This is a genomic window from Aliamphritea hakodatensis (assembly GCF_024347195.1).
Taxonomy (GTDB): Bacteria; Pseudomonadota; Gammaproteobacteria; order Pseudomonadales; family Balneatricaceae; genus Amphritea; species Amphritea hakodatensis.
Window position 1 is genome coordinate 5,181,671 of record NZ_AP025281.1, and the last position, 26,674, is coordinate 5,208,344.

At 52.6% G+C, this 26,674-nt stretch carries 25 protein-coding genes; 4 read left to right on the forward strand and 21 right to left on the reverse strand.

Annotated elements, in window-relative coordinates; all coding sequences use genetic code 11:
* Positions 1-80: 80 nt before the first annotated feature.
* The 4 genes from PCI15_RS23555 to mnmG are packed head-to-tail and all read right to left on the reverse strand — an operon-like array spanning position 81 to position 4,304.
* A complete protein-coding gene (locus PCI15_RS23555) occupies positions 81-980 on the reverse strand; it encodes a ParB/RepB/Spo0J family partition protein (RefSeq protein ID WP_271272295.1) in 900 nt (299 codons plus the stop codon).
* A gap of 3 nt (positions 981-983) precedes the next feature.
* Complete coding sequence (locus tag PCI15_RS23560; protein WP_271272296.1) at positions 984-1,787, reverse strand: ParA family protein; 804 nt, start codon at positions 1,785-1,787, stop codon at positions 984-986.
* Between the two features lie 2 nt (positions 1,788-1,789).
* Positions 1,790-2,419: a 16S rRNA (guanine(527)-N(7))-methyltransferase RsmG gene (gene rsmG / locus PCI15_RS23565; RefSeq protein WP_271272297.1), complete on the reverse strand. Its 630-nt coding sequence runs from the start codon at positions 2,417-2,419 to the stop codon at positions 1,790-1,792.
* Positions 2,412-4,304 carry a tRNA uridine-5-carboxymethylaminomethyl(34) synthesis enzyme MnmG gene (mnmG, locus tag PCI15_RS23570; protein ID WP_271274674.1) on the reverse strand — a complete coding sequence of 631 codons (1,893 nt, stop codon included), beginning with the start codon at positions 4,302-4,304 and terminating at the stop codon, positions 2,412-2,414. The genes rsmG and mnmG overlap by 8 nt, the downstream gene beginning before the upstream one ends.
* A 557-nt stretch (positions 4,305-4,861) precedes the next feature.
* Between mnmG and nrtS the strand changes: the two genes are divergently transcribed.
* Positions 4,862-5,944 carry a nitrate/nitrite transporter NrtS gene (nrtS, locus tag PCI15_RS23575; RefSeq protein WP_271272298.1) on the forward strand — a complete coding sequence of 361 codons (1,083 nt, stop codon included), beginning with the start codon at positions 4,862-4,864 and terminating at the stop codon, positions 5,942-5,944.
* Here the strand turns inward: nrtS and PCI15_RS23580 are convergent.
* The 8 genes from PCI15_RS23580 to PCI15_RS23615 all read right to left on the reverse strand — a co-directional run bounded on the left by PCI15_RS23580 (position 5,934) and on the right by PCI15_RS23615 (position 14,235).
* On the reverse strand, positions 5,934-7,112 hold the full coding sequence (locus tag PCI15_RS23580) for an aromatic ring-hydroxylating oxygenase subunit alpha (protein ID WP_271272299.1): 1,179 nt from the start codon (positions 7,110-7,112) through the stop codon (positions 5,934-5,936). The two genes, nrtS and PCI15_RS23580, sit on opposite strands and share 11 nt — an antisense overlap.
* 123 nt (positions 7,113-7,235) lie before the next feature.
* Positions 7,236-8,483 carry a B12-binding domain-containing radical SAM protein gene (locus tag PCI15_RS23585; protein WP_271272300.1) on the reverse strand — a complete coding sequence of 416 codons (1,248 nt, stop codon included), beginning with the start codon at positions 8,481-8,483 and terminating at the stop codon, positions 7,236-7,238.
* Positions 8,484-8,538: 55 nt separating this feature from the next.
* On the reverse strand, positions 8,539-9,939 hold the full coding sequence (locus tag PCI15_RS23590; RefSeq protein WP_271272301.1) for a DUF1501 domain-containing protein: 1,401 nt from the start codon (positions 9,937-9,939) through the stop codon (positions 8,539-8,541).
* Positions 9,940-9,941: 2 nt separating this feature from the next.
* A complete protein-coding gene (locus PCI15_RS23595; protein WP_271272302.1) occupies positions 9,942-11,714 on the reverse strand; it encodes a DUF1800 family protein in 1,773 nt (590 codons plus the stop codon).
* A gap of 105 nt (positions 11,715-11,819) precedes the next feature.
* Positions 11,820-12,752 carry a sterol desaturase family protein gene (locus PCI15_RS23600; protein ID WP_271272303.1) on the reverse strand — a complete coding sequence of 311 codons (933 nt, stop codon included), beginning with the start codon at positions 12,750-12,752 and terminating at the stop codon, positions 11,820-11,822.
* Positions 12,753-12,779: 27 nt separating this feature from the next.
* Positions 12,780-13,445 carry an effector binding domain-containing protein gene (locus PCI15_RS23605; RefSeq protein ID WP_271272304.1) on the reverse strand — a complete coding sequence of 222 codons (666 nt, stop codon included), beginning with the start codon at positions 13,443-13,445 and terminating at the stop codon, positions 12,780-12,782.
* Between the two features lie 15 nt (positions 13,446-13,460).
* A complete protein-coding gene (locus tag PCI15_RS23610) occupies positions 13,461-13,637 on the reverse strand; it encodes a hypothetical protein (RefSeq protein ID WP_271272305.1) in 177 nt (58 codons plus the stop codon).
* Positions 13,638-13,653: 16 nt separating this feature from the next.
* Complete coding sequence (locus PCI15_RS23615) at positions 13,654-14,235, reverse strand: TetR/AcrR family transcriptional regulator (RefSeq protein WP_271272306.1); 582 nt, start codon at positions 14,233-14,235, stop codon at positions 13,654-13,656.
* Positions 14,236-14,408: 173 nt separating this feature from the next.
* On the opposite strand from PCI15_RS23615, the gene PCI15_RS23620 reads away from it, so the two are divergent.
* The 3 genes from PCI15_RS23620 to PCI15_RS23630 all read left to right on the forward strand — a co-directional run bounded on the left by PCI15_RS23620 (position 14,409) and on the right by PCI15_RS23630 (position 17,722).
* A complete protein-coding gene (locus PCI15_RS23620) occupies positions 14,409-15,251 on the forward strand; it encodes an ABC transporter six-transmembrane domain-containing protein (protein ID WP_271272307.1) in 843 nt (280 codons plus the stop codon).
* A gap of 315 nt (positions 15,252-15,566) precedes the next feature.
* Positions 15,567-16,967 (forward strand): sodium:proton antiporter NhaD, encoded by a 1,401-nt coding sequence (gene nhaD, locus PCI15_RS23625; protein WP_271272308.1) that lies wholly within the window; start codon positions 15,567-15,569, stop codon positions 16,965-16,967.
* A gap of 149 nt (positions 16,968-17,116) precedes the next feature.
* Positions 17,117-17,722 (forward strand): hypothetical protein, encoded by a 606-nt coding sequence (locus PCI15_RS23630; protein ID WP_271272309.1) that lies wholly within the window; start codon positions 17,117-17,119, stop codon positions 17,720-17,722.
* Between the two features lie 45 nt (positions 17,723-17,767).
* Here the strand turns inward: PCI15_RS23630 and trxC are convergent, their stop codons facing one another.
* The 9 genes from trxC to rpmH form a co-directional block, all read right to left on the reverse strand.
* Positions 17,768-18,199: a thioredoxin TrxC gene (gene trxC, locus PCI15_RS23635; protein ID WP_271272310.1), complete on the reverse strand. Its 432-nt coding sequence runs from the start codon at positions 18,197-18,199 to the stop codon at positions 17,768-17,770.
* Between the two features lie 350 nt (positions 18,200-18,549).
* Positions 18,550-19,815 carry a type II toxin-antitoxin system HipA family toxin gene (locus PCI15_RS23640; protein WP_271272311.1) on the reverse strand — a complete coding sequence of 422 codons (1,266 nt, stop codon included), beginning with the start codon at positions 19,813-19,815 and terminating at the stop codon, positions 18,550-18,552.
* Positions 19,812-20,096 carry a helix-turn-helix domain-containing protein gene (locus PCI15_RS23645; protein WP_271272312.1) on the reverse strand — a complete coding sequence of 95 codons (285 nt, stop codon included), beginning with the start codon at positions 20,094-20,096 and terminating at the stop codon, positions 19,812-19,814. The genes PCI15_RS23640 and PCI15_RS23645 overlap by 4 nt, the downstream gene beginning before the upstream one ends.
* 197 nt (positions 20,097-20,293) lie before the next feature.
* Positions 20,294-22,015, reverse strand: a complete 1,722-nt coding sequence (locus tag PCI15_RS23650; RefSeq protein WP_271272313.1) for an SWIM zinc finger family protein — start codon at positions 22,013-22,015, stop codon at positions 20,294-20,296.
* A gap of 8 nt (positions 22,016-22,023) precedes the next feature.
* A complete protein-coding gene (locus tag PCI15_RS23655) occupies positions 22,024-22,731 on the reverse strand; it encodes a hypothetical protein (protein WP_271272314.1) in 708 nt (235 codons plus the stop codon).
* A gap of 7 nt (positions 22,732-22,738) precedes the next feature.
* Positions 22,739-24,106 carry a tRNA uridine-5-carboxymethylaminomethyl(34) synthesis GTPase MnmE gene (mnmE, locus tag PCI15_RS23660; protein ID WP_271272315.1) on the reverse strand — a complete coding sequence of 456 codons (1,368 nt, stop codon included), beginning with the start codon at positions 24,104-24,106 and terminating at the stop codon, positions 22,739-22,741.
* 132 nt (positions 24,107-24,238) lie between these two features.
* Positions 24,239-25,903, reverse strand: a complete 1,665-nt coding sequence (yidC, locus tag PCI15_RS23665) for a membrane protein insertase YidC (RefSeq protein WP_271272316.1) — start codon at positions 25,901-25,903, stop codon at positions 24,239-24,241.
* A 19-nt stretch (positions 25,904-25,922) separates the two neighbouring features.
* Entirely contained in the window at positions 25,923-26,297 is a 375-nt protein-coding gene (gene rnpA, locus PCI15_RS23670; protein ID WP_271272317.1) for a ribonuclease P protein component, read from the reverse strand.
* Positions 26,298-26,320: 23 nt separating this feature from the next.
* On the reverse strand, positions 26,321-26,455 hold the full coding sequence (gene rpmH / locus PCI15_RS23675; protein ID WP_205657199.1) for a 50S ribosomal protein L34: 135 nt from the start codon (positions 26,453-26,455) through the stop codon (positions 26,321-26,323).
* Between the last annotated feature and the right edge of the window lie 219 nt (positions 26,456-26,674).

Consider the following 26,674-nt stretch of genomic DNA (forward strand, 5'->3'; position numbering starts at 1 on the left):
AGGTATTAGAAATACATATTAATAAGTATAAAAAAAGGCCATTTAAAACGGCCTTTTATAATCTGTGACAGCAATCACCCTTACTGCATTTTACCGATCAGCGCTTCAAGCATTTCCGCTGAATCAAAATCAATGGTAATTTTACCTTTGCCCTCAGCGGTCTGCTTAATCGCCACCTTCGTGTCGAAATGACTGGTCAGGGATTTGGCAAACTGCTCAATCTGTGGATTTGGCTTCACCACCGGCTTTGGTGGCTCATCCTTTTTCTGCTGCAGCCGGCGTACCAGATCTTCAGTCTGGCGGACCGACAGGGTTTTACCTACCACATCTTTGGCGGCACTGATCTGTTCTTCACCTTCCAGCCCCAGCAGAGCCCGGGCATGGCCCATTTCCAGATCGCCGTATTCCAGCATCCGCTTAACGTCTTCAGACAGGTTCATCAGCCGTAGCAGGTTAGTTACTGCAGTACGGGATTTACCCACCGCATCCGCCACTTCCTGCTGAGTCAGATCGAATTCAGTCTTAAGGCGGTCCAGCGCGATCGCCTCTTCCATCGAATTCAGGTTTTCCCGCTGAATATTCTCGATCAGTGCCATGGCGATGGCCGCTTCATCCGGCACATCACGGACAATCACCGGCACTTCACTCAGGCCGGCCATCTGGCTGGCACGCCAGCGACGCTCACCTGCAATGATTTCATAGAGGCTGTCAGAGACCGGACGGATGACGATTGGCTGCATCACACCCTGGGCCTTAATGGAATTCGCCAGCTCTTCCAGTGCCTGAGGTTCCAGATCACGGCGTGGCTGATATTTGCCCCGCTGGATCTGATCAACCGCCATGAGTTTATAGCCATCCTGATTGCTGTCAGCATTGCCGCCAGCGTCTGTCACGGCTTCATCAGCCGCAGGACCCTGCTCGGTTGCCGTCGACAGTAATGCGTCAAGCCCCCGGCCTAAACCCCGTTTTTTCGTTACCATTGATCAATCTTCCTGCTGCGCAGCCTGCGCTAATTTCTGTTCCTGGGCGGTTTTACGGATCAGCTCACCGGCTAACGCCAGATAAGCCACTGCGCCCCGGGAGCTTTTATCGTACAAAATGGCCGGTAAACCGTGACTGGGGGCTTCTGCCAGCCGAACGTTCCGCGGAATCACTGTGCGGTAAACCTGATCACCAAAATACTCCACCAGATGATTCGACACGTCTTTGGTCAGGCTCATCCGCGGGTCAAACATGGTACGCAAAATACCTTCGATTTTCAGTGCCGGATTCAGGCGACTGTTAATTTTCTTGACGGTACCGATCAGAGAGCTGATACCTTCCAGCGCATAGTATTCGCATTGCATCGGAATGATGACACCGCTGGACGCAGCCAGTGCGTTGACGGTTAACAGGTTCAGCGACGGCGGGTTATCGATCAGCACAAAGTCATAATCATCACGGACTTTTTCCAGTGCCATTTTCATGCGGAATTCCCGCCGGGGCATCTGCAAGAGTTCCACTTCAGCGGCGGTCAGATCACCGTTGGCGCCGACCAGATCATAACCGGCCGGTGACTGTTTAATGATCGCATCCTGAATTTCAACTTCACCGGTGAGTAATTCATACACCGAGCTTTTCAGGTGGTGTTTATCCACCCCACTGCCCATGGTGGCATTGCCCTGCGGGTCCATGTCTACCATCAGTACCCGTTTCTTGGTCGCCGCCAGTGACGCCGCCAGATTCACGCAGGTAGTGGTTTTACCCACACCACCTTTCTGGTTAGTGATGGTTAAGATTTTTGCCACAGTCAGGCTCTCCCAAAAATCAACAGATGACGCTCACCTTCAGTGCCCGGTACCGACAGCTCAAGGCTCTCGTGTAAACGGATATGGTCCGGCAGTTGCTCAATTTCTTCAACAGGATACATGCCTTTCATGGCAAGAAAAACACCTTGTGGCGTACACAGGTGTTCGGTCCAGTTAAGCATATCCTGCAGCGAAGCAAAGGCCCGGGAAATGATGCCGTCAAAGAGGATTTCAGGCTGAAATTTTTCCACCCGCTCGTGAACCACTTCGACATTCTCCAGTTTCAGTTCGGCCTTGGCCTGAAACTGAAAACGGCTTTTTTTGATATTGCTGTCCAGCAGGGTTACCGGCAGATCAGGCCGGCAGATGGCCAGCGGAATGCCCGGTAAACCCGGACCGCTGCCCACATCAATCAGACGTTCTGCCGTGATATGCGGCAGGACACTCAGGCTATCGACCAGGTGACGGGTAATCATCTCTTCCGGCGAACGTACCGCCGTCAGATTAAAGGTTTTGTTCCATTTCACCAGTAACGCGTGGTATTGCAGCAGGCTGCTGTATTGCTGATCGCTAAGCTGCAGGCCTAACGCTTCACTCTGCCGTTGCAGTAACGGCAGGTATTGATTATCCATGTGCTGTTTTTCCCCGACCCAGCTGCTGCTTCTTCAGATGTACCAGTAATAGTGAAATTGCCGCCGGCGTCATTCCCTGAATCCGGGAGGCCTGGGCAATGGTTTCAGGACGTACGTCCTGCAGTTTTGATTTTAGTTCGTTAGACAGACCGCCTACGACATCGTAATCAAAATCAGCCGGTAACAGGGTGTTTTCCTGACGGCGTACTTTTTCGATATCGTCTTTCTGACGATCAATGTATCCGGAGTACTTGATCTGAATCTCAACCTGCTCGGCTGCCTGTGCATCCGCCAGGCTTTCACCTTTCAGACCCGCCACGTCGGCATATTTCAGCTCCGGACGCTTCACCAGATCATGCATGTTGTATTCCCGCGCCAGCGGTTGCTGAAGCTTGCTGTTCAGTTCATCAGCTTCAGGTGTGCCCGGCTGGATCCAGGTGCTTTTCAGCCGCTGGTTTTCCTGTTCGATGGCTTCTTTCTTTTCACAGAAACGCTGCCAGCGAACATCATCCACCAGCCCCAGCTCCCGGCCTTTCTCGGTAAGACGGATATCGGCATTGTCTTCCCGCAGAATCAGGCGGTATTCCGCCCGGCTGGTAAACATCCGGTAAGGCTCAGAAGTACCAAGCGTAATCAGGTCATCCACCAGTACCCCCAGATACGCTTCATCACGGCGCGGATACCACTGATCTTTTTCCTGCGCCCGTAATGCGGCATTTACCCCGGCTAACAGCCCCTGTGCCCCGGCTTCTTCGTAACCTGTGGTGCCGTTGATCTGACCGGCAAAATACAGGCCGTTAATCACTTTGGTTTCCAAAGTATGTTTCAGATCCTGAGGGTTAAAGAAATCATATTCGATGGCATAACCCGGACGGGTGATGTGGGCATTTTCAAAGCCTTTAATGGACCGTACGGCTTCCAGCTGAATATCAAACGGTAAGCTGGTTGATATTCCGTTCGGATACAGTTCATGGGTGGTCAGACCTTCCGGCTCAACAAACACCTGATGGCTGTCTTTATCCGCAAAGCGCATGATCTTATCTTCAACAGACGGACAGTAACGCGGCCCGGCACCGTCGATCACACCGGTATACAGCGGTGATCGGTCCAGCCCTTTACGCAGTATTTCATGGGTCTGTTCATTGGTATGGGTGATATAACAGCTGATCTGTCGGGGTTGTTCAGCACTGGTGCCCATATACGACATAATCGGTGTCGGGGTATCGCCGGGCTGCTCCTGCATCAGGCTGAAATCAACACTGCGGGCATCAATCCGTGGCGGGGTGCCGGTTTTCAGACGGTCAACCCGTAATGGCAACTCACGTAAACGCTGTGCCAGTGCAATGGATGGCGGATCACCTGCCCGGCCACCGGCATAGTTATCCAGACCGATGTGGATTTTGCCTCCCAGGAAGGTCCCCACGGTCAGCACCACATTGCGGGCATAAAATTTCAGACCACTCTGGGTAATTACCCCTTTTACCTGATCACCTTCAACGATCAGGTCGTCAGCAGACTGTTGGAAGATCTGCAGATTAGGCTGATTTTCCAGAATAGTACGGATCGCCGCTTTATAGAGAATACGGTCTGCCTGAGCACGGGTAGCACGTACAGCAGGCCCTTTCCGGGAATTCAGAATCCGGAACTGAATACCACTGCGGTCAGTGGCAACTGCCATTGCGCCGTCCAGCGCATCTATCTCTTTCACCAGATGGCTTTTACCAATGCCACCGATTGCCGGATTACAGGACATCTGTCCCAGGGTTTCAATATTGTGTGTTAACAACAGGGTTTTTACACCGGTACGGGCTGCTGCTAAAGCTGCTTCAGTACCGGCATGGCCGCCACCAATAACAATCACATCGAAGTGGTCAGGATAGTCCACCGATAACCTCATTAACGTTGAATGCTTATATCGTACTGGCCGTCAGAACTGATTGTTGTCCGGTTATTCTGAAACCGGTTGCTGATCATGTTCGGTATAGGCGCTCGAAAAGGCTGTCAATTATAGACGGATGCGAAGCATTAAGAAATGATTAAAATTTGAACAGTTCTTTTTTGATTAACTTTTTAAATAATATATAGAGGTTATGTATTTAAAGATCTTTTTTATTTTTATGTTTATTATTAAGCAGCCTGTTTTCTGTGCTTAAGTATTAAATATATAACAAAATCATATGTTTGCGTACATGTTAACCCTGTTATATTCATCCGTATATGGGGTTTATAAGCCGTTCAGGAACTGTGCATAAAAGGCCTACTTATCCACCGGGGGTTTTGTCCCCAGCTTCATCCATGGCTTATGCCTGCGCAGTTATACAGCATACACACAGGGTGTTGTGAATAAGTTTCAGCGCTTTTTACTGTTGTAGCACATCTATATATACTGACTCTGCTTGTGAATAAGTGTCTTTATCAGGGAATGCGGACAGGAGAATCACCGTGGCAGCTATTTTATCCAATCCGGTGGCGCTAAAACGTGCCTTCTTTATCTGTCTGGTTATTGGCAGTTTACTTAATCTGATTAATCAGTGGCCGGCATTTTTTGGCGACAGTCAGTACCAGTGGCTGCCGGGACTGCTGACGTTCTGCGTGCCGTTTTGTGTTTCTCTGCTGACCAGTTGGCTGGCCTCTCCGGGGCGTCAGGTTAATCAGCCTGAAGTCACTGAAGTTCCGGCGGTACATCCGGTGATGGATGATGTGGGCCAGTTACAGGGTTTATCCCAGCAGGTACTGACCAATGCTACCCGGGTGAATGGTGCTTCCAAGGAGCGGCTACAGTTTTTTGAAGATCTGACCGGTTCCGTCGATTCTTCCATTTCTGAGTTACAGGCAATTGTGGCGACCCTGCAGGATAATCAGCAGGCGCTGGAAGAGTTGCAGAGCAGTTTTGCCCGGGTGTGTAAAGAAACCGGTTCTCTCAGTGATGAAATCCGTCATTTTTCAACGTCATCAGTGGAGCTGCGCGAAGAGATTGATCAGTTCCTCAGCTCTTTTGAGGGGATATCCCGCCTGGCGACGGCAATTTCAGCCACGTCTGAACAGACTAATCTGCTGGCCTTAAATGCCGCAATCGAGGCGGCCAGGGCCGGGGAAGCTGGCCGGGGATTTGCGGTGGTGGCTGATGAAGTTAAAAATCTGGCCCTCAGTTCGCAAAATAATGCCCGGGACATTCATGAAGATCTGACCGGATTGCAGAAACATGAGGTGCTGTTGCGTGAGAAGCTTGACGTAATGTCCGGCTCGGTCGAATCGGCGATGGAATCGGTATCAGAAAGTAATCAGTCCGGCATGGCCAGCACCACACATGATGCCTACCGCCGAATCGAGAGTCTGTTTCACGGGATGGCTGATATAAGCCAGAGGACGACTCAGGAACTGAATAATTTTGAACGTATTTCCGAGCAGTTTGAGCAGGTCTTGCAGGATGCTGAAAAAGCGATTCACGGCTCTGCCGCCAATATGGAAATTGGCGACTCCATGGTTCAGCTCAGTGAGAAAGCTAAAGCCAGCCTCAGTCAGTAACGCTTTTCATCGCCTGTAAGACCTGGCGGTGGAATTCCCTGATGGCAGCTTCCTGTCTGCTGGCGTAAGCCCCGACGGAATACCAGGGAGAAGCGAGAGATTTCTGCTGTTGTTCACAGACATATATGTCTTCTGCCATAAAATCCCCACTGGCTAAGGGATCATCTCCGTCTTCCTGTGTGTCCCGGTTAGATTTATCCGCCTTAGTTGCCGTCTGTTTCTGGTAATGGCTGTAACTTTTCCATTCCTGAGTCCAGAAACTCCAGTCTGAAGCAGGCATGACCCGGGTCCGGGTCATGACCCGGGTTTTATCCACCGCCAGCGGAATGATCTGAAAGATCGACCAGGAAGACTCATCTGCGCCGATTCCAAAGCATGGGAACAGCATAGGCACGTAAGCTCCGAGCGGTTTATCCGGGGTGAAATGGTCAATTACCGGCAGCGGACTTTGTGTGTCGACGTTGGCGGCATAGTCCGCTGTTAAAGGTTCGTAGAAATGGAAATGCGGGCCACAAAAGCCGCTTTGCTGTTGTTTGTGATCGTACATATTCAGGCTGGTACTGTGCAGATGAGACAGGTGATAACCGTCAATATAGTTTTCCACAACCAGTTTCCAGTTAGCCTGTATGTCATGACTGGTGGCGGTTTCAGCATGTTCCACCAGTTCACTGATCCGATGCGGGCCAAGATACGCATCAATGCCCTGCAGCCAGGTTTGCAGTGAAGGGGCTTCGGGATCTGGGTGGATCCAGAGCATATTATCCCAGCAGCTCACTTGCGCCGGATGCAGCCCCAGACTGTTTTTATCCAGCCCGGCAAATTCTTCTTTTTGCTGTGGGACGGCGATCAGGTTGCCTTTAAAATCATAGCTCCAGTCATGATAGGGGCAGGTAATTGCCTTTCCGGCTTTGCCACAGGTCCGCAACAGCCGGGTGCCCCGGTGCCGGCAGATATTATGAAAGGCCCGCAGTTCGCCATCCGGTCCGTGAATGATCATGATACTGGTGCGCCCTGCCTCCACGGTGAGAAAGTCCCCGGGGGCCGGCAAGTCTTCGGTAAACCCGGCAAACTGCCAGTTGTTTTCAAAGATGGTTGCCTGTTCCCGTTCAAACCAGCTTTGCGAAGTATAGGCAGATTTAGGTAATAAAAGTGCCGTTGGCAATGTCATAGGTTATTCCTCAGCCCGCAATGGCTAATCAGGTTTACAGCGTTAGCCCTGCTATGGGGCGGTGGCTGTTTATCTGTCAGTTCAGTGTAGCCCTGTTGTATGTTTCTGACGGAGAGTACCGTTTCACTGATAATTCAGTGCGTCCCACTGCCAGCCAAGATTTTTATGCCGGTTCCAGCGGCGTTTCAGTGAGCGGCCTAAGCTGTTGTACTGACGGGCAAACCGGTGTGCACCCTCTTCCAGTTGTTCAGGTGTCATTCCGGCGGGCCGGAATACCGCGTGACTGCAGTCATATTTCGACCAGTCCCGGGTCAGTAAGCGGCCTTCGCGTTCATACCGGCTGAACAGATCAGTGCCGGGAAACGGGGTGAGAATGACGGAATCACAGTGGTCCAGCTGGATGTCTGCGACAAAATCCAGACTTTCTTCAAAGATGTCTTCGCTGTGCTGATCAAAGCCAAAAATCATGGCTGAATCCACTGCGATTTTATATTCATGTAACCGGGCAATATTGTCTTTTGCCCGGCTGATGCGGATGAATTTCTTGCCGGCGGCGTCCAGCGCTGCCTGAGAAGGGGTTTCCAGCCCTACCAGCAGGTAAAACAGGCCACTTTCTGCAGCCGCTTCAAGAATATCCGGATATTCGGCGATATTCAGTGTGGCTTCGGCCAGCCAGTAGATATTCAGCGGCTTAAGTGCGGCAAACAGCTCCATGGCGTATTCGCGGTCGGCAATCAGATTATCCGCATGCAGTTCAAAGTACTGGCCGCCACTGGCCCTGATTTCATCGACAATTTCGCCAACCGGACGGACATTAAACTGCGGAAAGAACCTATGTACGGTGCAGAATTCACACTTAAATTTACAGCCTCTGGAAACCATAACTGAATTCAGATTGCCGTAGGCTTTCAGGTCGACAAGGGCCTGTGGATAAGGTCGCAGACCCTGCATGGTTACAGGGGTTTTGTTTTTGTATAAGGGTTTAAGCCTGTGTTCGCAAAAGTCGTTTAACAGTTGGGGAAACAGCTGTTCTGCCTCACCACAGAGTACCGCATCTGCATGTTGCCGGGCTTCACCGGGCATGAAGCTGGGATGCAGTCCGCCGAGGACAACCGGAATGCCCCGCTGACGGAATACCCCGGCCAGCTGATAGCCCCGCAGGGCATCCGGCGTCGACATGCAAATAACCACCAGATCGGCTGATTCCTGTTCATTTGCCGGTGCTTGCGAGGTTTCATCAAGGGTTTTAACCCTTGCCCATTCGGGGGCCGCTGCCGCCAGGGCATTAATGCTTTGAGGAGGGGCGCCCATGGCCTGTTTGTAATCTTTAAAGGCGCTCTGGGCACTGGCTTTAATGATATAAATTTTCATGACGGTCTCCTTGCCGGATTCTCCCCCGAACGGGAGAATCCGCTGACTTTGCTGATCAGATCAGCTGGCTGAGAGAGGTTTGGCTGTGCTTGTTAAGATTGGGGAACAGCGTGTGGATATCTTTATCAGCAACGCCAAACCAGCGTGCCAGTTCGGCGTACAGCTGGTCGGTGGCGGTGGTGGGAATCAGCACACCGTCGCCGGCATCCAGAGGGTTGGCGTCGCCCAGTGTCAGCGACGGATACCGGCCATAAATGCTGCCGCCCTGAATGGCGTTGCCCATGACCAGTGTATTGCCGCCCCAGCCGTGATCGGTGCCGTTACCGTTGGAAGTCAGGGTACGGCCAAAGTCAGATCCGGTGAACGTAATGACCTGATCGGCAATGCCCAGTTCATCCAGACTTTGCTGGAATTCCCCCAGCGCTTTGCTCAGCACCTGCAGCATACGCTGGTGGTTGTTCAGCAGTTCATCATGATGATCCCAGCCGATATAGCGCAGAAAGTAAGTCTGCTGCTGCAGATTCAGACGGTCCGCAGACTTGATGCTGCGGGCAACCATTTTCAGTTGCTGAGATAAAGGAGAATCAGAAAAGTAAGTGTTTACTTTGGTTGATTTCGTTGCGTCACGGTAAGTCTGGTGCCGGGCCTGGGCCTGGCGGGTCTGGGACAGATAGGTCTGTTTAAACGGATCCTGACCATAATCTGTGTTCAGCAGGGTTTCAAAGTTTTCCAGTAATGCCTGATTCAGCGGGGTTTTTTCTTCATTAACGATCAGACCCACACTGCCTTTATCGGTAATGCTGTAGTGGCTGCCCAGAATACCGTTCTGCATGATATTACTGCCGGCCAGGGAGATATTCATCGGGATCTGCGTGTCTGGCCGGCGCGGTTGCAGGGCGTCGGCAAAATAGCCAAACCAGCCCTGATTAATCCGGGCGTCCGGACGGGACGTTTGCCAGTGTCTGAACTGGTCTGCGTGGGACAGCAGTCCCAGAGGCAGCCGGGCCGAACCGTTCTGCATTGCCTGCTTCGTTGTGGGTTCGATCATGGGAGCGATGTTGGCGATAAACGCCAGCTTTTGCTGATTAAACAGCGCCTGTATTTCCGGCATAGCCGGGTGCAGACCGAACTCCCTGCCCTGCTGATCGCTGCGGTTATTCAACGGTAACAGGCTGTGTTGTGGCAGGGCCAGATTACTGCGGCTGTTGTGGTATTCCCGGTAGTGCCGGTCATCCCGCGGAACCAGCATGTTAAAGCTGTCGTTGCCGCCATCCAGCATAATGAATACCAGCGCCTTACGGGCCGGTTGTAGGCGGATATCCCCCGGTGCCGGGCCGGTGGCGCCAAACGCCGGTGCTGAAAATACCGGCGCGGTACCGCCCAGCAGTCCGGCGCCCGCCAGACCCAGACCGGATTTGAGTAAGTGACGGCGGTTTGTATTCAGAGAATGACGCATGATCAGGCCTCCAGGACAGTGAATTCAGGGGAGATGGTCAGCATGAACGCAATGGTCTGCACCACCCAGGCAGGCTGATCCCGGTAATGCTTAAAGGCCTCCAGAATCTGCGGTTTAATGCTCAGATCTGTTTTACCGGTGAGCAGCAGGCTCATCTGATCAATCAGTTCATCATGTTTAGACGGGTCTTTCGCCATGGCAATTTCAGCACTGAAATCAAACTGCAGCTTGTTCTCCGGGTCCCGGTTGAGAATATCCGGGTCCAGCTCCGGCACGTTGTGGATGCCGGGGGTACTGTTTATCCGGGTACTGACGGCGGGTAAGTATTCGCCGAAGAACCAGTAATACATCATATTCACATAGGCAATTGAGGTTGCAGAGGTGTGGAGTTCAAATTCCGGCGCGACAAAACCGGCCAGTTCCAGTGGGCCGTGAGGAGCAAAGTCCGGTTTATAAAAGTTGAATACTGTCGGGGAAGATAGCGGATGTTGCTGAACCAGCGTTTGCAGATCATCCCCGATCAGCCACAGCCTGCCAGACCGGTTACCGGCCCGGAAAGCCCGCAGAATCTGGGTGGCGCGCAACAGCGGTGATTTCAGTTTCTGGGACTGTACGGTCTGGTTAGCGTCCTGCCGGGCGGAGGGCAGACGTTTTTTCGCAACAGTATTCTGCTGTGGATAAGTCAGAATCTCACGGATGACGGCTTGTAGATTCCCCTCTTTGCCAAACTTCGATGCGACCGCTTTCACATAGGCTCTGGACGGGTTGGACGTCACCAGTTGATTTATCAGATGGGTGGCAATGAAGGGGGCGGTATTCGGATGGGCCACCAGCTGTTTAACGGCTGAACGGATTTCCCGTTCAGCGCCCTGCCCGGCTGAAAGTTTTACCCGGCCATTCAGCAGTTGTTTGCTGCCCTGGTCGTGGCGGTCTTCGTCGATGGCCATAGGTTTCGTCATATTGACGAATGGCGGCACTTTGTAAGTTTTATCTATGCCATCATCAAAGCTGACGGGGTAACCGTTGTAACTGTTTTCCCAGAAGCTGGTGTTCCATTCATACTCGTAACCGGAGGCTTTCAGGCCGGTAAATACCCGGGCCAGTTGTTTGATATCGTCATTGTTATAGCTGGCCAGTGGCCGGCCGGATGCATCGGTTTTGCGGCTGCCATCCGGGTTCAGTTCATACAGGCCAATGGTGAATAACTGCATGATTTCACGGGCATAGTTTTCATCCGGATGTATATGCTTAGCGGGCTCTGCTTTACGGTTATTCATATGTGACAGGTACACCCCCATGCACGGGTGCATGCTGACGTCATACAGCAGGTCGCTGTAGTTGCCGAAGGCATGTTTGTAGAGCAGATCGTAGTAACTGCCCATCCCCACGGCATCCAGTTCGAGCTGGGAGTTATCGGAGATCACCAGTATTTCACTCAGGGCCTGCGCAACCCGCTGCCGGAGCAGGTGTTCCGGCGGTGTATTCAGGCTCTGCTGCCACCAGGCCATATGGAAGTACCATTTATATGGCAGCGCCGGGTTATTGCTTTCGCCGTTGATGGCAGATTCACCGTACTTGCTGAGCAGCTTACTGCGGAAATACCGCCAGATTTCCCGACTGCTATCCGCATAGGAATTACCTGAGGATAAAGTCGAATTTAGCTGATTATTCAACCAGTTATCTATCCCCTTCCGGGATACTTCCTGGATGGTTTGCTGATCGGCACCCAGGGTGCCCTGCATCAGAAACCGGCTGGTTTGGGATAAGGTATTCATGGTCTCTCCCTGTAAATATGCTGTTTGGCAGGCAAAGGGGTGCCCGCCGGATGTCTGCGGTTAACAGACATCCGTGAATATAAGATGGGTTTGTGAGGGGGTTACTTAGCTGTCGGTCGGGGCTGTCGCCTTTTCAGCAGTGTTTGCAGCGGCTTTACGGGCTTTGTAGCCTTTCGGTCGCCAGCCGGGCCCGTGGAACAGGTAGCCGAAGAATTCCCGGCTGTTACGGGCGCTCACCAGGTCTTTATACAGCCGCGGAAATTCATAGAACTGCACGGTAATAGGGTTTTTGCTGGTCATCGGTGTGGTCAGGCCGTAGTTTGGTAACTCTTCTTCCTTCTTGAAGGTGCCGAAGATCCGGTCCCAGATGATCAGTATGCCGCCGAAGTTCTTATCCAGATATTTTTCATCTGAGGCGTGATGTACCCGGTGATGGGACGGCGTATTGAACAGCCATTCCAGCGGGCCCAGCTTGCCAATCATTTCGTTATGCAGCCAGAACTGATACGCCAGTACGATGACCTCTGCCCCGATGACCAGTATCGGGTCGAAGCCCATCAGGATCAGCGGGAAATGGAAGAATACCGGCAGAATCGGATCAAACATGCTGAAGCGGAAAGCGGTTGCCGTGTTCATCATGGTTGAGCTGTGATGCACCGAGTGGGATAACCAGAACAGCCGCACCTTGTGGAAAAAGTAATGTTCCGCATAGTAGGCAAAGTCTGCCAGTAACAGCACCAGCATGGCGGTATAGGCATTAACCGGCTGTTTCCAGGGGATTATTTCGTGGACGCTGTAGAACAGATATACGGCGCCGGCAAAGATAAAACCTTCCACCACGAAATAAGGCACCAGGGTAAATATACTGGAAAGGCTTTCCAGAATACGTTCGCCGTTGAGCCGTTTGGTCACGGCATCGTTACCGAATTCCAGCAGCAGAAAGAACAGTGCAAATACCAGTACCCAGTCATAAATACTGAAGGATATGTATTCAAAATATTCCAGCCAGCTGGCGGTCAGCAGATCGGTATCATACATAATGGGGTTCCTCTTACGTCAGGTGGCTTATTTAACGGCCAGGAATGCGACCTGACTCAGTACCTGATAATTTTCATTCAGCAAATAGAGTTCGTAATCGGCGGTGTATGTCAGGGCGTCGCCGAAACGTTGTGAATTGCTCCAGTTATCCAGCACATTTTCACCGGAGAGGCGCAGATAGCGGCCGCCGGCAACGTCCAGCACATGGGTGCCTGCCGGTATATACGTCCGTTCGTTAATCACGTAGCCGATGGTCATGTGAACAGTCTGTGCCTGCTGGCTGTAACCGTGATAGACCGCATACACCTGGGTGCTGTTGGTGATTTCCACCTGGCTCAGCAGGTCGGTGTCAATGAAGCGTTGCCAGGCCTGATCGATCTGGGTTTGCAGCGGGCGTTGCAGATTCAGCTGAATACCGGTGCCTGCCAGACGCAGGGGCTGACGCTGTTCCGGTACCCGGCCGGCAACCGTATTGGTATTTACGGTCCGGTTTGGCTGGGCTGTTGGAGAGACGGCAGCCGGAGCGGTTTCCTGCCGGCCGGTATCCTGCATATGCTGGCTGACAGCCGCGCCGGTATAGCCGCTACTGCCGTAAGGGTAAAGAATGACCCAGGCGATAAACACAAACATCATTATCACGGCCAGAAAGTACACGGCGAGCAGGAACGGATTACGTTTTGGTAATACAGTCATAGGTTATCCCCCGGTTCAGAGTTCCCAGAAGAAACAGGAAACGGCGACAGCCAGCCAGAGCAGTAAGGTCGCCCAATAGGCAAAGGGTTCTTCTGCGCGGCGAAATTCACGGTGCAGCCAGACATTACCGCTGAACAGATCCCAGATGACCCATAGCAGTAACAGAACGCCGATGGTGGTGGTAATAAGCATGAATATATCTCCGGAGTTAAGCGGTTTTCAGGGCACTGAGTAATTGTTCTGCAGCCTGTCTGGCCGGCAGACGGTAATCTGCCATCAGCCCCAGCGGACTCAGTGAGTCCAGATTGAAATACAGTGATAACAGCCCGAACGCGACGGATTTCAGGGTGCCGGCATCAGCATCCGGGTAATCCCTGCGCAGCAGCTGGCTGATGGCAGCGACGTTGTGTTCGGTCCAGTCCCTCAGCTTTTGCTTAAGGGATGCATCCTGTGCTGCAGAGAACAGCAATGCCTGAAACAGCAGGCTGATGTCGTTGCTGTTTTCATAGTCGAACAGCATGCTCAGTAATGGCTGGCTGATGTCGGTTGCCGGTAAGTGGGCTTCCAGTGCTGTCCATTGCTGATTGGACTGTTCAATGGTCCGTTCTGCCAGCTGTTCAACCAGTTCAGAACGGTTGCCAACGTAATGACGTACCAGGCTGCGCTGCAGGCCTGCTTCTTCAGCAATCCGTTCCAGGGTGCTGCCTTCCAGACCAAAGCGGATAACGCAGCGCTGGAACGCCTGAAAGATTTCTTCCGTACGTTCTGCTTTTTTACTTGGACGTCCCATGGCTTACCTGTGTGTTTATCTGCGGATCTTAACGGGTTATTAACCCTGATCAGTTTATTGTCAGTTTTGATAATTTACTCGTTGTAATTTAAATTGTCAATTATGACAATAAACTATTTATTGCTTCCCCTGCCTCTTATCAGGGAGGCATCTGACGAAATGGAGGCCTTATTGTGTCCGGTGAACTGACGATCTGGCAGATTATGCGTACCTTTCCGGGAAAAGTTGCTACCACCTGGCTGTTAGTGGTGGTGGAAAATGTATTAATGGCCTGCCTGCCTTTACTGATGGGCCAGACCATTGACGGTCTGTTAGCAGAGGATACCGCCCCTCTTCTGCTGTTGGCCGGAACATTCGCTCTGCTGGTGGTGATATCGGTGGTGCGGCGCATATATGACACCCGGGTGTATGGCACGCTTAAAGTGGAACTGGGTTTACGTCTGCTTGAACGCCGGCAGGGGCTGGGGGTATCAGTACGCAGTGCCCGGCTGGATATGTCCCGTGAGCTGGTGGATTTTCTTGAAAACGAGGTCCCCCTGCTGTTTACCTCGGTCATTCAGCTGCTGGTTTCGCTGATCATTCTGGCGGGATTTGCCGGCCAGCTGGCCTGGGCAGCCGTGGCGTTAACCCTGGCAATGCTGGCACTCTATGCCTGTTTCCACCGACGTTTTTACCGTCTTAACGGTGCGCTGAATGCACAGCAGGAGCGTCAGGTGAGTGTTTTGCAGCGTGCCCTGCCCTGGCAGTTTCACCGGCATCTGAAGATGCTGCGGCGCTGGGAAGTGAAGTTGTCAGACAGCGAAGCCTGGCTCTATGGCGGAATCTTTCTGCTGGCACTGGTGTTTATTGTGCATAACCTGATGGCCAGTGTGACGATTGCGCCGGTCACCGCCGGCAATATTTTCTCGATTGTCAGTTATTCCTGGGAGTTTGTTGAAGCGATGCTGGGATTGCCCATGGCATTGCAGAGCTGGAGCCGCTTGCGGGAAATTACCCAGCGCATTAATAGCGACTGAGCTGAAGCCTTTTCGAGCAATTACTACTACACCCTGCACAGTTTATCCTCTGGCTATACAGGTATTACTCAGGTGTTATCCACATATTTTCCGGGTTGTTGCCGTGGATTTTTGACACGGATCAGACGAATACGACTTAAGTGCTAGATATGTTGCATTCAGGTGCTGTTTTTTGTTTTACTCCCGGGGCTTAAATCGCCTTGAAGGAAAGATGTGTGTCGCAGTTTCAGGCAGTCTGTTAGTCAGACGCTTCTTACCCTGCATGTGTTCTGCAAGACGAGTTTTTCAGTAGTCTTATTTACAGGGGAAATTTCCATGAAGTGGTTAGCCTTAATACTTGGCTTATTTACCGCAACTTCCGGCTGGGCGTCATCCGCTGAAACCAGCGGAACCATACAGGATCTCACCACCAGTTGGGTGGGCTTTGCTGCCATCGGCATCTTCTTTATTGCTTACATGCTGGTCATTTTTGAAGAACAGCTGCACCTGCGCAAATCCAAACCGGTGATGCTGGCGGCAGGTCTGATCTGGATTCTGATTGCCATTTACTACGTGGGTGAAGGCTCTCCACAACTGGTTGAGGGTGCGATCCGGCATAACTTCCTTGAATACGCGGAACTGTTCTTCTTCCTGCTGGTGGCCATGACCTACATTAATGCCATGCTGGAACGGGGGGTGTTTGATGCCCTGCGTGACTGGCTGGTGGTCAAGGGCTTTGGTTACCGGCAGCTGTTCTGGATGACCGGGGTGCTGGCATTCGTGATTTCGCCGATCGCCGATAACCTCACCACTGCGCTGATCATGTGTTCCGTGGTACTGGCGGTGGGTAAAGATCAGCCGAAGTTTGTCATGCTTTCCTGTGTGAATATCGTGGTTGCGGCGAATGCCGGCGGCGCTTTCAGTCCGTTCGGTGATATCACCACCCTGATGGTGTGGCAGAAAGGCGTGATTGAATTCAGCGGCTTCTTTGCCCTGTTCCTGCCTTCTGTTGTTAACTTTGTTGTTCCGGCGTTCATCATGCAGTTCTCCCTGCCCCATGGCCGGCCATATAGCCACAGTGATGAAATGGCTGCGATTAAGTTCGGCGGCCTGACCATTGTTGGCCTGTTTCTGCTGACCATTGTGACTGCGGTGAGTTTCCACAGTCTGCTGCACATTCCGCCGGTGTTCGGCATGATGATGGGCCTGGCGTATCTGCAGTTCTTTGGCTTCTATCTGCGCCGTAAATCTGTGAGCTGGCGTAACGGGATCGATGCACCGCCGGGGGCCAGTGTTGATCCGTATAACTTTGACGTATTTTCCCGGATCGCCCGGGCGGAGTGGGATACCCTGTTCTTCTTCTACGGCATCATTCTTGCGGTCGGCGGCCTGGGTTTCCTCGGTTACCTGAATATGGCATCCGGATTCTTCTACGGTGATCTGGGCCCCACCACTGCCAACATACTGGTGGGTATTCTGTCTGCCATCGTCGATAACATTCCGGTGATGTTTGCGGTACTGACTATGTATCCGGAAATGTCCGATATGCAGTGGCTGCTGGTCACCCTGACCGCGGGTGTGGGCGGTAGCCTGTTATCAGTGGGTTCTGCAGCCGGTGTGGCACTGATGGGACAAGCCCGTGGCCAGTACACCTTCTTTGGTCACTTGCGCTGGACACCGGTGATTGCACTGGGCTATGCCGCCAGTATCGGGGTGCACTTCCTGGTGAATGGCTGATTGCTGATGCAGTAAGCGTGTCACAAAATGCGCAGTGTTGGCTGTGCGTTTCACTGAAGTTTTAGCTACTGTTAAAGAAGCTGTGAAGAAACATTGCATGTTTTTTCACAGCTTTTTCAGTATCTGTAATCAGTGAATGGAGCGAACCTGTGCCAACTAAACGTTTACCGGAACAGAATGGGAATTCATGTGCAGCGCACTGCACGACAATCGCAATCAATGAAATTAAGCAAACGGCACTGACTGCCACCTTTGCTGAAGATGATCTCTGGCCCAGCATTCAGTTCGGTGATACCTGTGCAATTACCCGGCCTTTGGCGGCGGATAAGAACAGTGACCCCCGGCTGATTGTCAGTCAGATAAAGCAACGCTGGCCCGGCGTGACGGCGAAACTGCTGTGCGATGAAGGCCAGAAGAGCAAAGCCATTTCGATGGTTAACGGGGTGATGCGCAGCGGCATGAATGATATTTTCAATCTGCTGGTGCAGCAGGCCGTGAAAGGGACCATCGCTCTGGATGAAGCGGTGTTTTATAACTGCAGTTATACAATGCACAGCGGTGCCAAACCCAGTGAAGATAACTTCAGTGGCATGCACAATATATTAGTGGCCCACGAGGCCGGTAAGACCTTTTTTTACAATTCCAATGAGTCCAATCCCCAGTGGCAGGCAACGGCTAACTGGAAGCAGCTCGAAGCCCAGAATGGCGGAACTCACAGCTATGTGTTCAGCGGTGTGGCCGTGGCCATTTTCTGATCAGCTGACCGACAGGCACTTCCGTGCCTGTCAGTATTTTTCTGTTTATACCTCAACGCCCTGCTGGCGCAGCCATTGCTGCAGTTGGCCTAATGGCATTGCGCCACTCATCCGCGCGGCTTCTTTGCCGTTTTTAAACAGGATCAGTGTGGGAATAGAACGGATCTGCAGCTGGGCAGCGATGTTCTGTTCCGCTTCAGTGTCCAGTTTCACCAGCCGTAAGCGGGGTTCGAAGGTTTTAGCTGCCTGGTCAAACACCGGCGCGAATTGCTGACAGGGGCCGCACCAGCTTGCCCAGCAGTCCACCAGAACCGGTAAATCATTCTGTAATACCTGTTTGCTGTAATTGGCTGCTGTCAGGTTGACAGGTTTGCCGGCAAAAATAGCCTGTTTACATTTTCCGCAGTTGGGTTTGTCCTGCAGACGTTCCGCCGGGATGCGGTTGGTAACGTTACAGTGCGGGCAGCTGATGTTCATAAGTGTTGGCTCACTGAGTCGGTTATTTTTAATGTTATACACCTAATTCACAGATGGCTGTGTATAACATGTGATAAAGGTGTCGTTAAACACTGAATTCTTTCTGGATTAAATCGTTAATTACTTATTTTTGCTGATTTTTTAATCAAAGTACCTTGGTCGCCTGTGGCATACACACGATCAGTATCCGGCATGTAAATCGGCAGTTGTTAATAACTTTTGATCTAAGCATTTTTGTTTTTATATCTTACTCACATAATCCACAAAAGGCTGTGAATAAGTTGTTATAAAGATGTAACTAATCTTGGGGTTATCACTGTATTAGTTATCTATCCTACTGATTAATATAGCTATTTTTGTAAAAGGTGGCGGTTTTGCTGATAACACTCATCCAGTGCCTGCCGTACGGTTCGCTGGGTATCCCGGTGAATATTCAGCTGGCTGGCGAAAATTTCCCAGTTTTGCAGGGCATCCAGTATCTCTTCGATCGCCTGACGAGCCTGATTCCAGTGGCTGAAATTGGCCAGTGATGCCAGTTTTTGCATGCTGCGCCGGTCGGGCTGTGCGGTTGCTCCGTTAAAAGGCATTTCATGCTGCCGGTTACCGGCGGGTCTGAAACCGGCGCTGTACATCGGAGCCGGCCGCCACTGCCCGGTATCATCCTGAATGAAGCTCCAGTGCTTGCTGTGGTCGTCGCGGTTACAGCTGAGCAAGTTGAACACTGCCCGGTTAAACATGTCCCGGCCGGTGGCCGGACGCTGACAGAGCAGTTGGCTGGCCCTGATAAGCTGTTCATAGCCGGTGCCCGCTTGCCACCACGGATTGTTTAACAGCGATGAGAGACGCTGGATATGCTGCCGGCCCTGCCCCTGCACATAGTCCGGCCGCCGGTAAGCCAGCCAGGGAGCGGCTTTTGACTGGGCAGGCGGGGTAATCAGCTGCCACTCCGGGATATCGATCCCGGCAAGCCTGGCCATTTGCAGATAGGCAGCATCCGCCAGGCCCTGTTCCTGGCCCAGAGGATTAGCGGGATGACCAAACCGGAGTATCCAGGGCTCCAGATGGGCGGCATTGTCACTGTGCAACTGGTCCGGGATTAACGGGTCGATGTAGACCTGTGCCTGCCAGGCCATACCGCGGATATGGTTGTCACTGTTAATGAGAGACTGCACCTGGCCGGACAGGCTGTGGCCGGCAGCGAGCTGCCCGTAGTAATCGGTGGGCGTTGCCGTTTCTGCGGAGGGCTGGTGGCTATCTCCCCCGTAGCGCAGCGCGCCTATCAGGTCTGCTGTCGGGGTTTGCAGCAAGTCATGGCAACTGGTCGGGCTGACCGTGTTTTGCTGACCCGTGCGGAAAAAATCCATCAGTGGCCGTAGCCCCCAGTGCTGGCTGAGGCTGTCAGTAAACAGACCCGGCATGGCGTCAGGGTTCTGTTTACTGAAGCGGTGAACCCGGTCATCAGGGGGCAGGAGAAAGGGCGACGGATTCAGCGGGCTGTTCAGGCAGTCTTCGTGGTACTGGAACAGCAGGCTGTGGTGATTTTCCCCCAGCGTTCCCAACTGAATCCGGCTGCCACCTGTTAGTTGCCGCCATACTTTGACGGTCCGTTGAGTCATTTGCTTAACTCTGTTGCGAAGTTTGCAGGGGGATCGGATGGTTCTGAGGATGCTGTCAGTGCTGCCAGATTCTGCAAATCATCCACACATTGCCAGAGTAACAGGAACTGCCGTAATGAAATCTGGCCGGAGGTTTCAAAATGTTTGATGGTGGGGGCCGGAACAGTGCTGCGTTCAGCCAGTGCTGCCCGGGAAAGCTTTAGCTGCTTACGCCGCTGCTGCAGATAACCGGCAAGCTGTTGCTGAATGTCACTGGCTGTGAGGAGGTTAAGATCAAACATTGTGAATTCTATAATGGATATGATTTTATCCATTATAGATAAATAGATAATATAATAGATATTATTTTATCTATTTTGTTAAGAGAGGTTGATGTTGGGTTCTGCTGATAAAAAGGCGGTGAGGATGAATAACGGGTGATCAGGCGTGGGGGTGAATTGGCTGCCTGCTGCTGTTTCGCTGGCGTATGGGAAGTTAGTCAGGCAGGAAAATGGGTTGCCAGGATGCGCATGAACTGGCGCTTGTGCTGATGCTGCTGGCGTAATTCTCCGAGCAGTTCCCTGAGTAGCTGGTCCGCCGCAGGTTGGCACTGGGGATGTTCTGCGGCGTATTCGGGGATTTGCTGCAGCAGTTCTGCGATGTAGGTGTAGGCCGCTTCAGAGGCGTCCTGCAGTATGCTGGTGAGTATACGCCGGTAGTATTGCCCGCTGTGCCGGGGTTCGGTGTTGAGTAACTGCAATGCCAGCGCCTCGAGGTGGGCCGGGCTGAGGGATAGCTGATCGGCGATGATTCTGGCTTTGTGTAGCTGTTCACTGGCGAGGTAAAACTCAAACAGGTGCTCATGGCTTCTGGCCAGCGCCTGATGCCCTTCCCGGCTGCTGTGTTTGGCACATTCTAAAAGGTATTGTTCGGCTGTTTGCTGTGACTGTTCAGGGCTGATGCTCTGCGCGGCGTTAGCCTGCTGATAGTTCAGGTAGCTGGTGGGGTTTTTCTGTCGGGTGAACAGCTGCCAGTACAGCTCTGCTGACTGTTCTCCTTTTCCCTGCAGTGTCGCAAATTCTGCCTGTAACTGCTGCAGTTGCTCCTGCTGCCGGGCATCCGGAGACTGCCGGGACAGGCTGTCAAACAGTGACTGTAGCTGTTGGTAGATGGCGTTCTGTTCATCTGCCGGGCGGGTTTCAGCGGAGGTTCCCAGCTGTACAAGCCGTACGCGGATAAATTGCAGTACGGTGTCGGTATCCCCCGGGCCTGCTGAATGGCTCAGTAATTCAGCCAGTAAATCATGGTCGTTGTATTCGCTGGCATAGCTGTTCAGCAGTTCCGATAACGGCCGGTTGGCTGGCTGGTTTCGCCAGCGCTGACGGGCCTGACTGATCAGCGGCTCAAGCCCCTTGCCGGGGGCCAGTATGCTGAGCGGATCAGGATAGATTTCTCTGGGCTGATTCAGCTGTTCCAGTACAAACGTGGCCAGCTCTTCAGCCGGCCGGTTTTGCCGCAGCAGTTGCCGGGTGTATTGCCGGCAGCTCAGTTCAGTGCAGGGGTGCTGATACCCCTGAGGGTCAAAGCGCATGAGTACCTGGTTGAGCCGTTCAAGGGTGTATTCACATAGTTTGAAGGCCGCATCCGCAGGTAAGGCATCCAGACAGCTGCTCAGGTCTGTCAGTTCATTGCAGGCGTGCTCAAAGTAGCTGCGGATTTTCTGCCGCTGGCTGAGTTTCCGGTAAGGCAGCGCCTGAGTGATCTGTTTACGAAGGCCTGCGATATCCACCGAGCCGCTGGCGATCTGCGCCTGGCGGACAAAACGTCGCTGTAAAAGCGGGTCTGTCTGGATAAGATTCTCTAACTGAGCGAGTAACTGTTGCTTAGACAGGCCGCCTAAGTAGTGATGGATACTGGCTTTTTCAGGTGTGCTGGCAAGATTCTGATCTGAACATTGTCGGACACTGAGTGCGACAGCCACACAGTGCTGACAGAATTCAAACCCTTCCGATACCGGGCAATTGCAGGCACTGTCGATGCCTTTGGCCGTTATGTTCAGTCTGACATGGTAAATCTTTTCATCGAGTACTGCTGCGGTAATGGTATGTCCGATCTGTTGCCAGTCGCGTACCGCTTCGGCACTGAATAACCTGTGCCCTTCTGCATAACCGGATTCACCCGCCAGATTCGTCAGTTGCTCAGCGCTGAATTCAGGGGTCATAATCTTATTTAAAGGCCAACTTTACGCCGGTAGTCGGCCAGATTAATAACGGTAGCGGTCTGTGTGGACTGAGGGGGCTGGCTTTGTGGTGCTTCTGTTTCATCATCCTCTTCGAGCATCATCAGACCGGTGTCGATAAACCGGGGCAAGGGTACAAAACGGTGTTTTGCGCCGGTCGGGTCTGTCACCGTTTTCTGTAATTCATTGAGATGCATTGCCAGGCTGACACTGTGTCTGTCACTGAGAATATGCAGCTCATGCTGCTGGCAATAGTTCTGTATCCAGGACTTGATATCGGTGATGTGTCCACTGATGCTCAGATCAGTATTTCTGGTCATTTCGATTCCGGTGATCTCTTCCAGCAGGGCATCTGCCAGTTCTTCTATATCTTCGATGGGTGCTTCCGGGTCATCGAGAATAAACATGGCCATCTCAGTGCTCCAGCGATAATTCAGCTGTTGTATGAGATCGTCGCGGGCCAGTTGAAGCGTCAGCGGGATAATGATGCAGTAACGGCTGTGTGCTTCGACAGCAATCAGCGAACAGGATGAGCCTGAGCCGCTATTCTCCACAAGATGGCATTGCCAGGCGAATGTGTCGGCATCACTGTGCAGCCGTTGTTTTCCGATGTCTTTAGCCTGTGCACTGCCCTGCTGAGGTAAGTTCAGATCTAAATAGCGGGCCAGTTTATTGCTGCAGGACAGGAGAAGTTTCATTGCAGGATCACTTACCGATACAGAAGGAGCTGAAGATCCGGCCCAGCAGGTCGTCAGAACTGAAGGCGCCGGTAATTTCGCTGAGGTGTTGCTGGGCCTGCCGCAGGTCTTCCGCGAGCAGCTCGCCTGCCCCGCCAAATACCAGCTGTTCCTGCCCGGTGAGCAACAGGCTCTGGGCTTTGCTGAGCGCTTCCACGTGGCGGCGTCTGGCCAGAAAGCCACCTTCGGTGGTGGCAGCATAGCCCATGCAGTCTTTAAGGTGCTGGCGCAGGGTATCGACGCCGATATTGGCTTTGGCGGACAGTGAGATCAGCGTGTGGCCGTGGTGCTCACCAATGCCAGTGGTTTCGGATGTCAGGTCACATTTGTTGCGAATAACGGTAATTTTGCTCTGATCTTCGAGGTTATGTACAAATTCAGGCCAGATCTGTTCAGGATCATCTGTGGCGGTGGTGGTGCCGTCCACCATCAGCAGAATCCGGTCGGCTTTATGGATTTCCTCCCAGGCGCGGCTGATGCCGATACGTTCCACTTCGTCCGGTGCATCCCGCAGGCCGGCGGTGTCGATGATGTGCAGTGGCATCCCGTCGATGTGGATGTGTTCGCGGAGTACATCACGGGTGGTGCCGGCAATATCCGTAACGATGGCGCTTTCCTTGCCGGCCAGCGCATTCAGCAGGCTGGATTTACCGGCGTTCGGCCGGCCGGCGATGACCACATTCATACCCTCGCGGATCAGGCTGCCCTGCTGGGCTTCCTGCATCACGCTGGTGAGTTGCAGAATAATGGTTTCAAGGTCGCTGGCGACTTTACCGTCACCCAGAAAATCGATTTCTTCTTCCGGGAAATCAATGGCAGCTTCCACGTATATACGCAGCTGGGTGAGGCTTTCAACCAGGGTGTGGATGCGTTCCGAGAACACCCCCTGCAGGGAGCGCAATGCGCAACGGGCGGCCTGTTCTGAGCTGGAGTCGATCAGGTCGGCAATGGCTTCTGCCTGGGCCAGATCGAGTTTGTCGTTGAGGAAAGCCCGTTCTGAGAATTCACCGGGGTTGGCCAGCCGGGCGCCCAGTTCCAGTACCCGGCGGAGGATAAAGTCGATAATGACCGGCCCGCCGTGCCCCTGCAGTTCAAGAACATCTTCGCCGGTGAAGGAGTTTGGTCCCGGGAAGTAGATTCCGATGCCCTGATCGATCTGGTTATGGTCGGCGTCGTAAAACGGGCCGTAGTGGGCATAACGGGGGGCCGGTTCAGTGCCCAGTATGGCTTTGGCAATGGGCTTGGCCAGTTTGCCGGATACCCGGACGATCCCTACCCCGCCCCGTCCCGGGGGGGTGGCTTGTGCGGCAATAGTATCCTGATCGATAAGGGTCATGCTGGTATCCGGTATGCTGTGTTAGTTAAACGCTGATGCGGGGTATCTTCCCCAGCGCCGCTGGCGGAGTCAACCGCGGGTAAACGTAAAAAAGGCCTCACAGGAGGCCTTTTTTAATTCAGATCAGGGTGGTCAGGCTTTCTTGGCGTTGCCGCCGTCACCTTCGATCTGCTTGTTAATGACATACTGCTGAGCAATCGACAGTACGTTGTTCACCAGCCAGTACAGTACCAGACCTGCCGGGAACCACAGGAAGAAGATAGTGAAGACAATTGGCAGCATCTTCATGATCTTGGCCTGCATCGGGTCCGGAGGGGTCGGGTTCAGCAGCTGCTGAATGAACATGGTTGCCCCCATCAGGATTGGCAGTACAAAGTACGGGTCCATAACAGATAAGTCGTGAATCCACAGCATGAACGGCGCCTGACGCAGCTCAACGGATTCCAGCAGTACCCAGTACAGTGCGATGAAGATTGGCATCTGCGCCAGAATTGGCAGACAGCCCCCCAGTGGGTTGATCTTCTCTTTCTTGTACAGTTCCATCATCGCCTGAGACATCTTCTGGCGGTCGTCGCCGTGAAGTTCTTTCAGACGGGCCATTTCAGGGCCAAATTTACGCATTTTCGCCATGGAGCGGAATGCTTTGGCGTTTACCTGGAACAGCGCCGCTTTGACAACAATGGTGACACCGATGATCGCCAGACCCCAGTTACCCAGCAGGCCGTAGATCGCTTTCAGCAACCACTCAAGTGGACTGGCGATCCAGTACAGGATGCCGTAGTCGATCGTTAATTCCAGATCAGGTGCAGCTTCTTCCAGCTTGTCAGTAATTTTCGGCCCTGCGTAGAAGTGGGCGCTTACTGTCTTGTTCTGGCCGGCCGGTACAGTGAACTCAGGAGACACAAAGCCGACAATGAACTTGTCGTTAGCGGTCCGTGAGCTGTAGCTGTACTCAGCACCCGGTGCAGGAATCCAGGCACTCAGGAAGTAGTGCTGGCTCATTGCTACCCAACCGTCCTGGCTGGCGCTCTTGAAGCTGGCGTCCCGCATATCGTCGAACGAGTAAGTCTGGTAGTTATCTTCTGTTGTAGAGAAGACGCCGCCCAGGAATGACTGCATGCCCATATCAGTATTGGATGTCGGGTCAGGGCTGGCATCACGTTTGATCTGGCCAAACAGCTTGGCCTGCCACGGATCGGCAGTCTTGTTATCAACCACCATGTCCATACCAACGTCGTAGCTGCCGCGCTGGAATTCATAGCGCTTAGTGATTACAACACCTTTGGCGGTGGTAAACGACAGGTCAACATTCAGTTCGTTGCCTTCCAGGGCGTAGCTGCTGGTGCTGCTGGTGTAAGTCGGACGGCCATTGCTGCTGGCATCCGGACCGTTCAGGCCCACCAGGCCACTCTGGGATACATAAGTACGGTTAGCACTCTGTTCCAGCAGAATGAATGGCTGATCAGAACCCAGTGCGGCTTTATATTCAGGCAGTGCAACCTGAATGATGTCGCCACCCTTAGGGTCGATCAGAACTTCCAGGACATCAGTTTTGACTGAAATCAGCTGGCTCTTCTTGGCAGCCGCTGTCGCCGGGGTTACGCCCGGTACGTCGGAACCGCTTGCGGCAGTTTCCTGCGGCAGTTCACTGACAGGGGCTGTTGAGTCATAAGCGGATACAGTCTCAGCCTGAGCGACCGTGGCTGGCGGCTGGCTGTAATCCTGATTCCATTGCAAGACCAACATATAGGAAATAATGCCGAGTGCTGCAATCAATAATACGCGCTGTACATCCATGGTTGTTGGACCATTATCGTTATTTAGATTGGGATTTGGGCTTAGCTTTGTTAATCAGGCGAGACCAGCTGCGCTTAATAAGCTTATGAACCTGCTTATTTTCCATATCCCCCAGGCCTTTACGCGCCAAAATGACGATATCGACGTTGGGAAGTTGCTGCTGTTCAAGCCGAAAAGACTCGCGAATGATACGCCGAACGCGGTTACGATTGACAGCTAAACGGATATTTTTTTTGGAGAAGACGAAACCGACACGTGAATGGCCGAGATCGTTAGGGCAGGCTAGGATCAGCAGATGTTGATCTGAGATCTTGAGGCTGGCTCGGTTGAATACCTGTTTAAAATCCCCGCCGGTAAGGAGCCTCACGCGGCGGGGATAGCTGAATTCATTCATTCAGTGAGCCTGACAGGCAAATATTAAGCAGCCAGACGCTTACGGCCTTTAGCACGACGACGGTTGATTACCGCACGGCCGTTTTTAGTAGCCATACGTGCACGGAAGCCGTGTGTACGAGCGCGCTTAAGATTGCTAGGTTGAAAAGTTCTTTTCATGGTTTCGATCCTACTAACGTACAGTGTGGTGGTATCAGTAAGGTTGCTGAATCCCACGAGTCAAAAATAGACGCCGAATTCTAGTGAAATGCTGTACGGTTTTCAATCACTTTTTTGAGAAAAATCTTAATTAATGCCACGGATGACGCCGGTTGGAAGGTTATTCACTGCTGGGTATAAGTCCTGTTTTGCCGGCGCAAAATGTATAGTCAAATATGT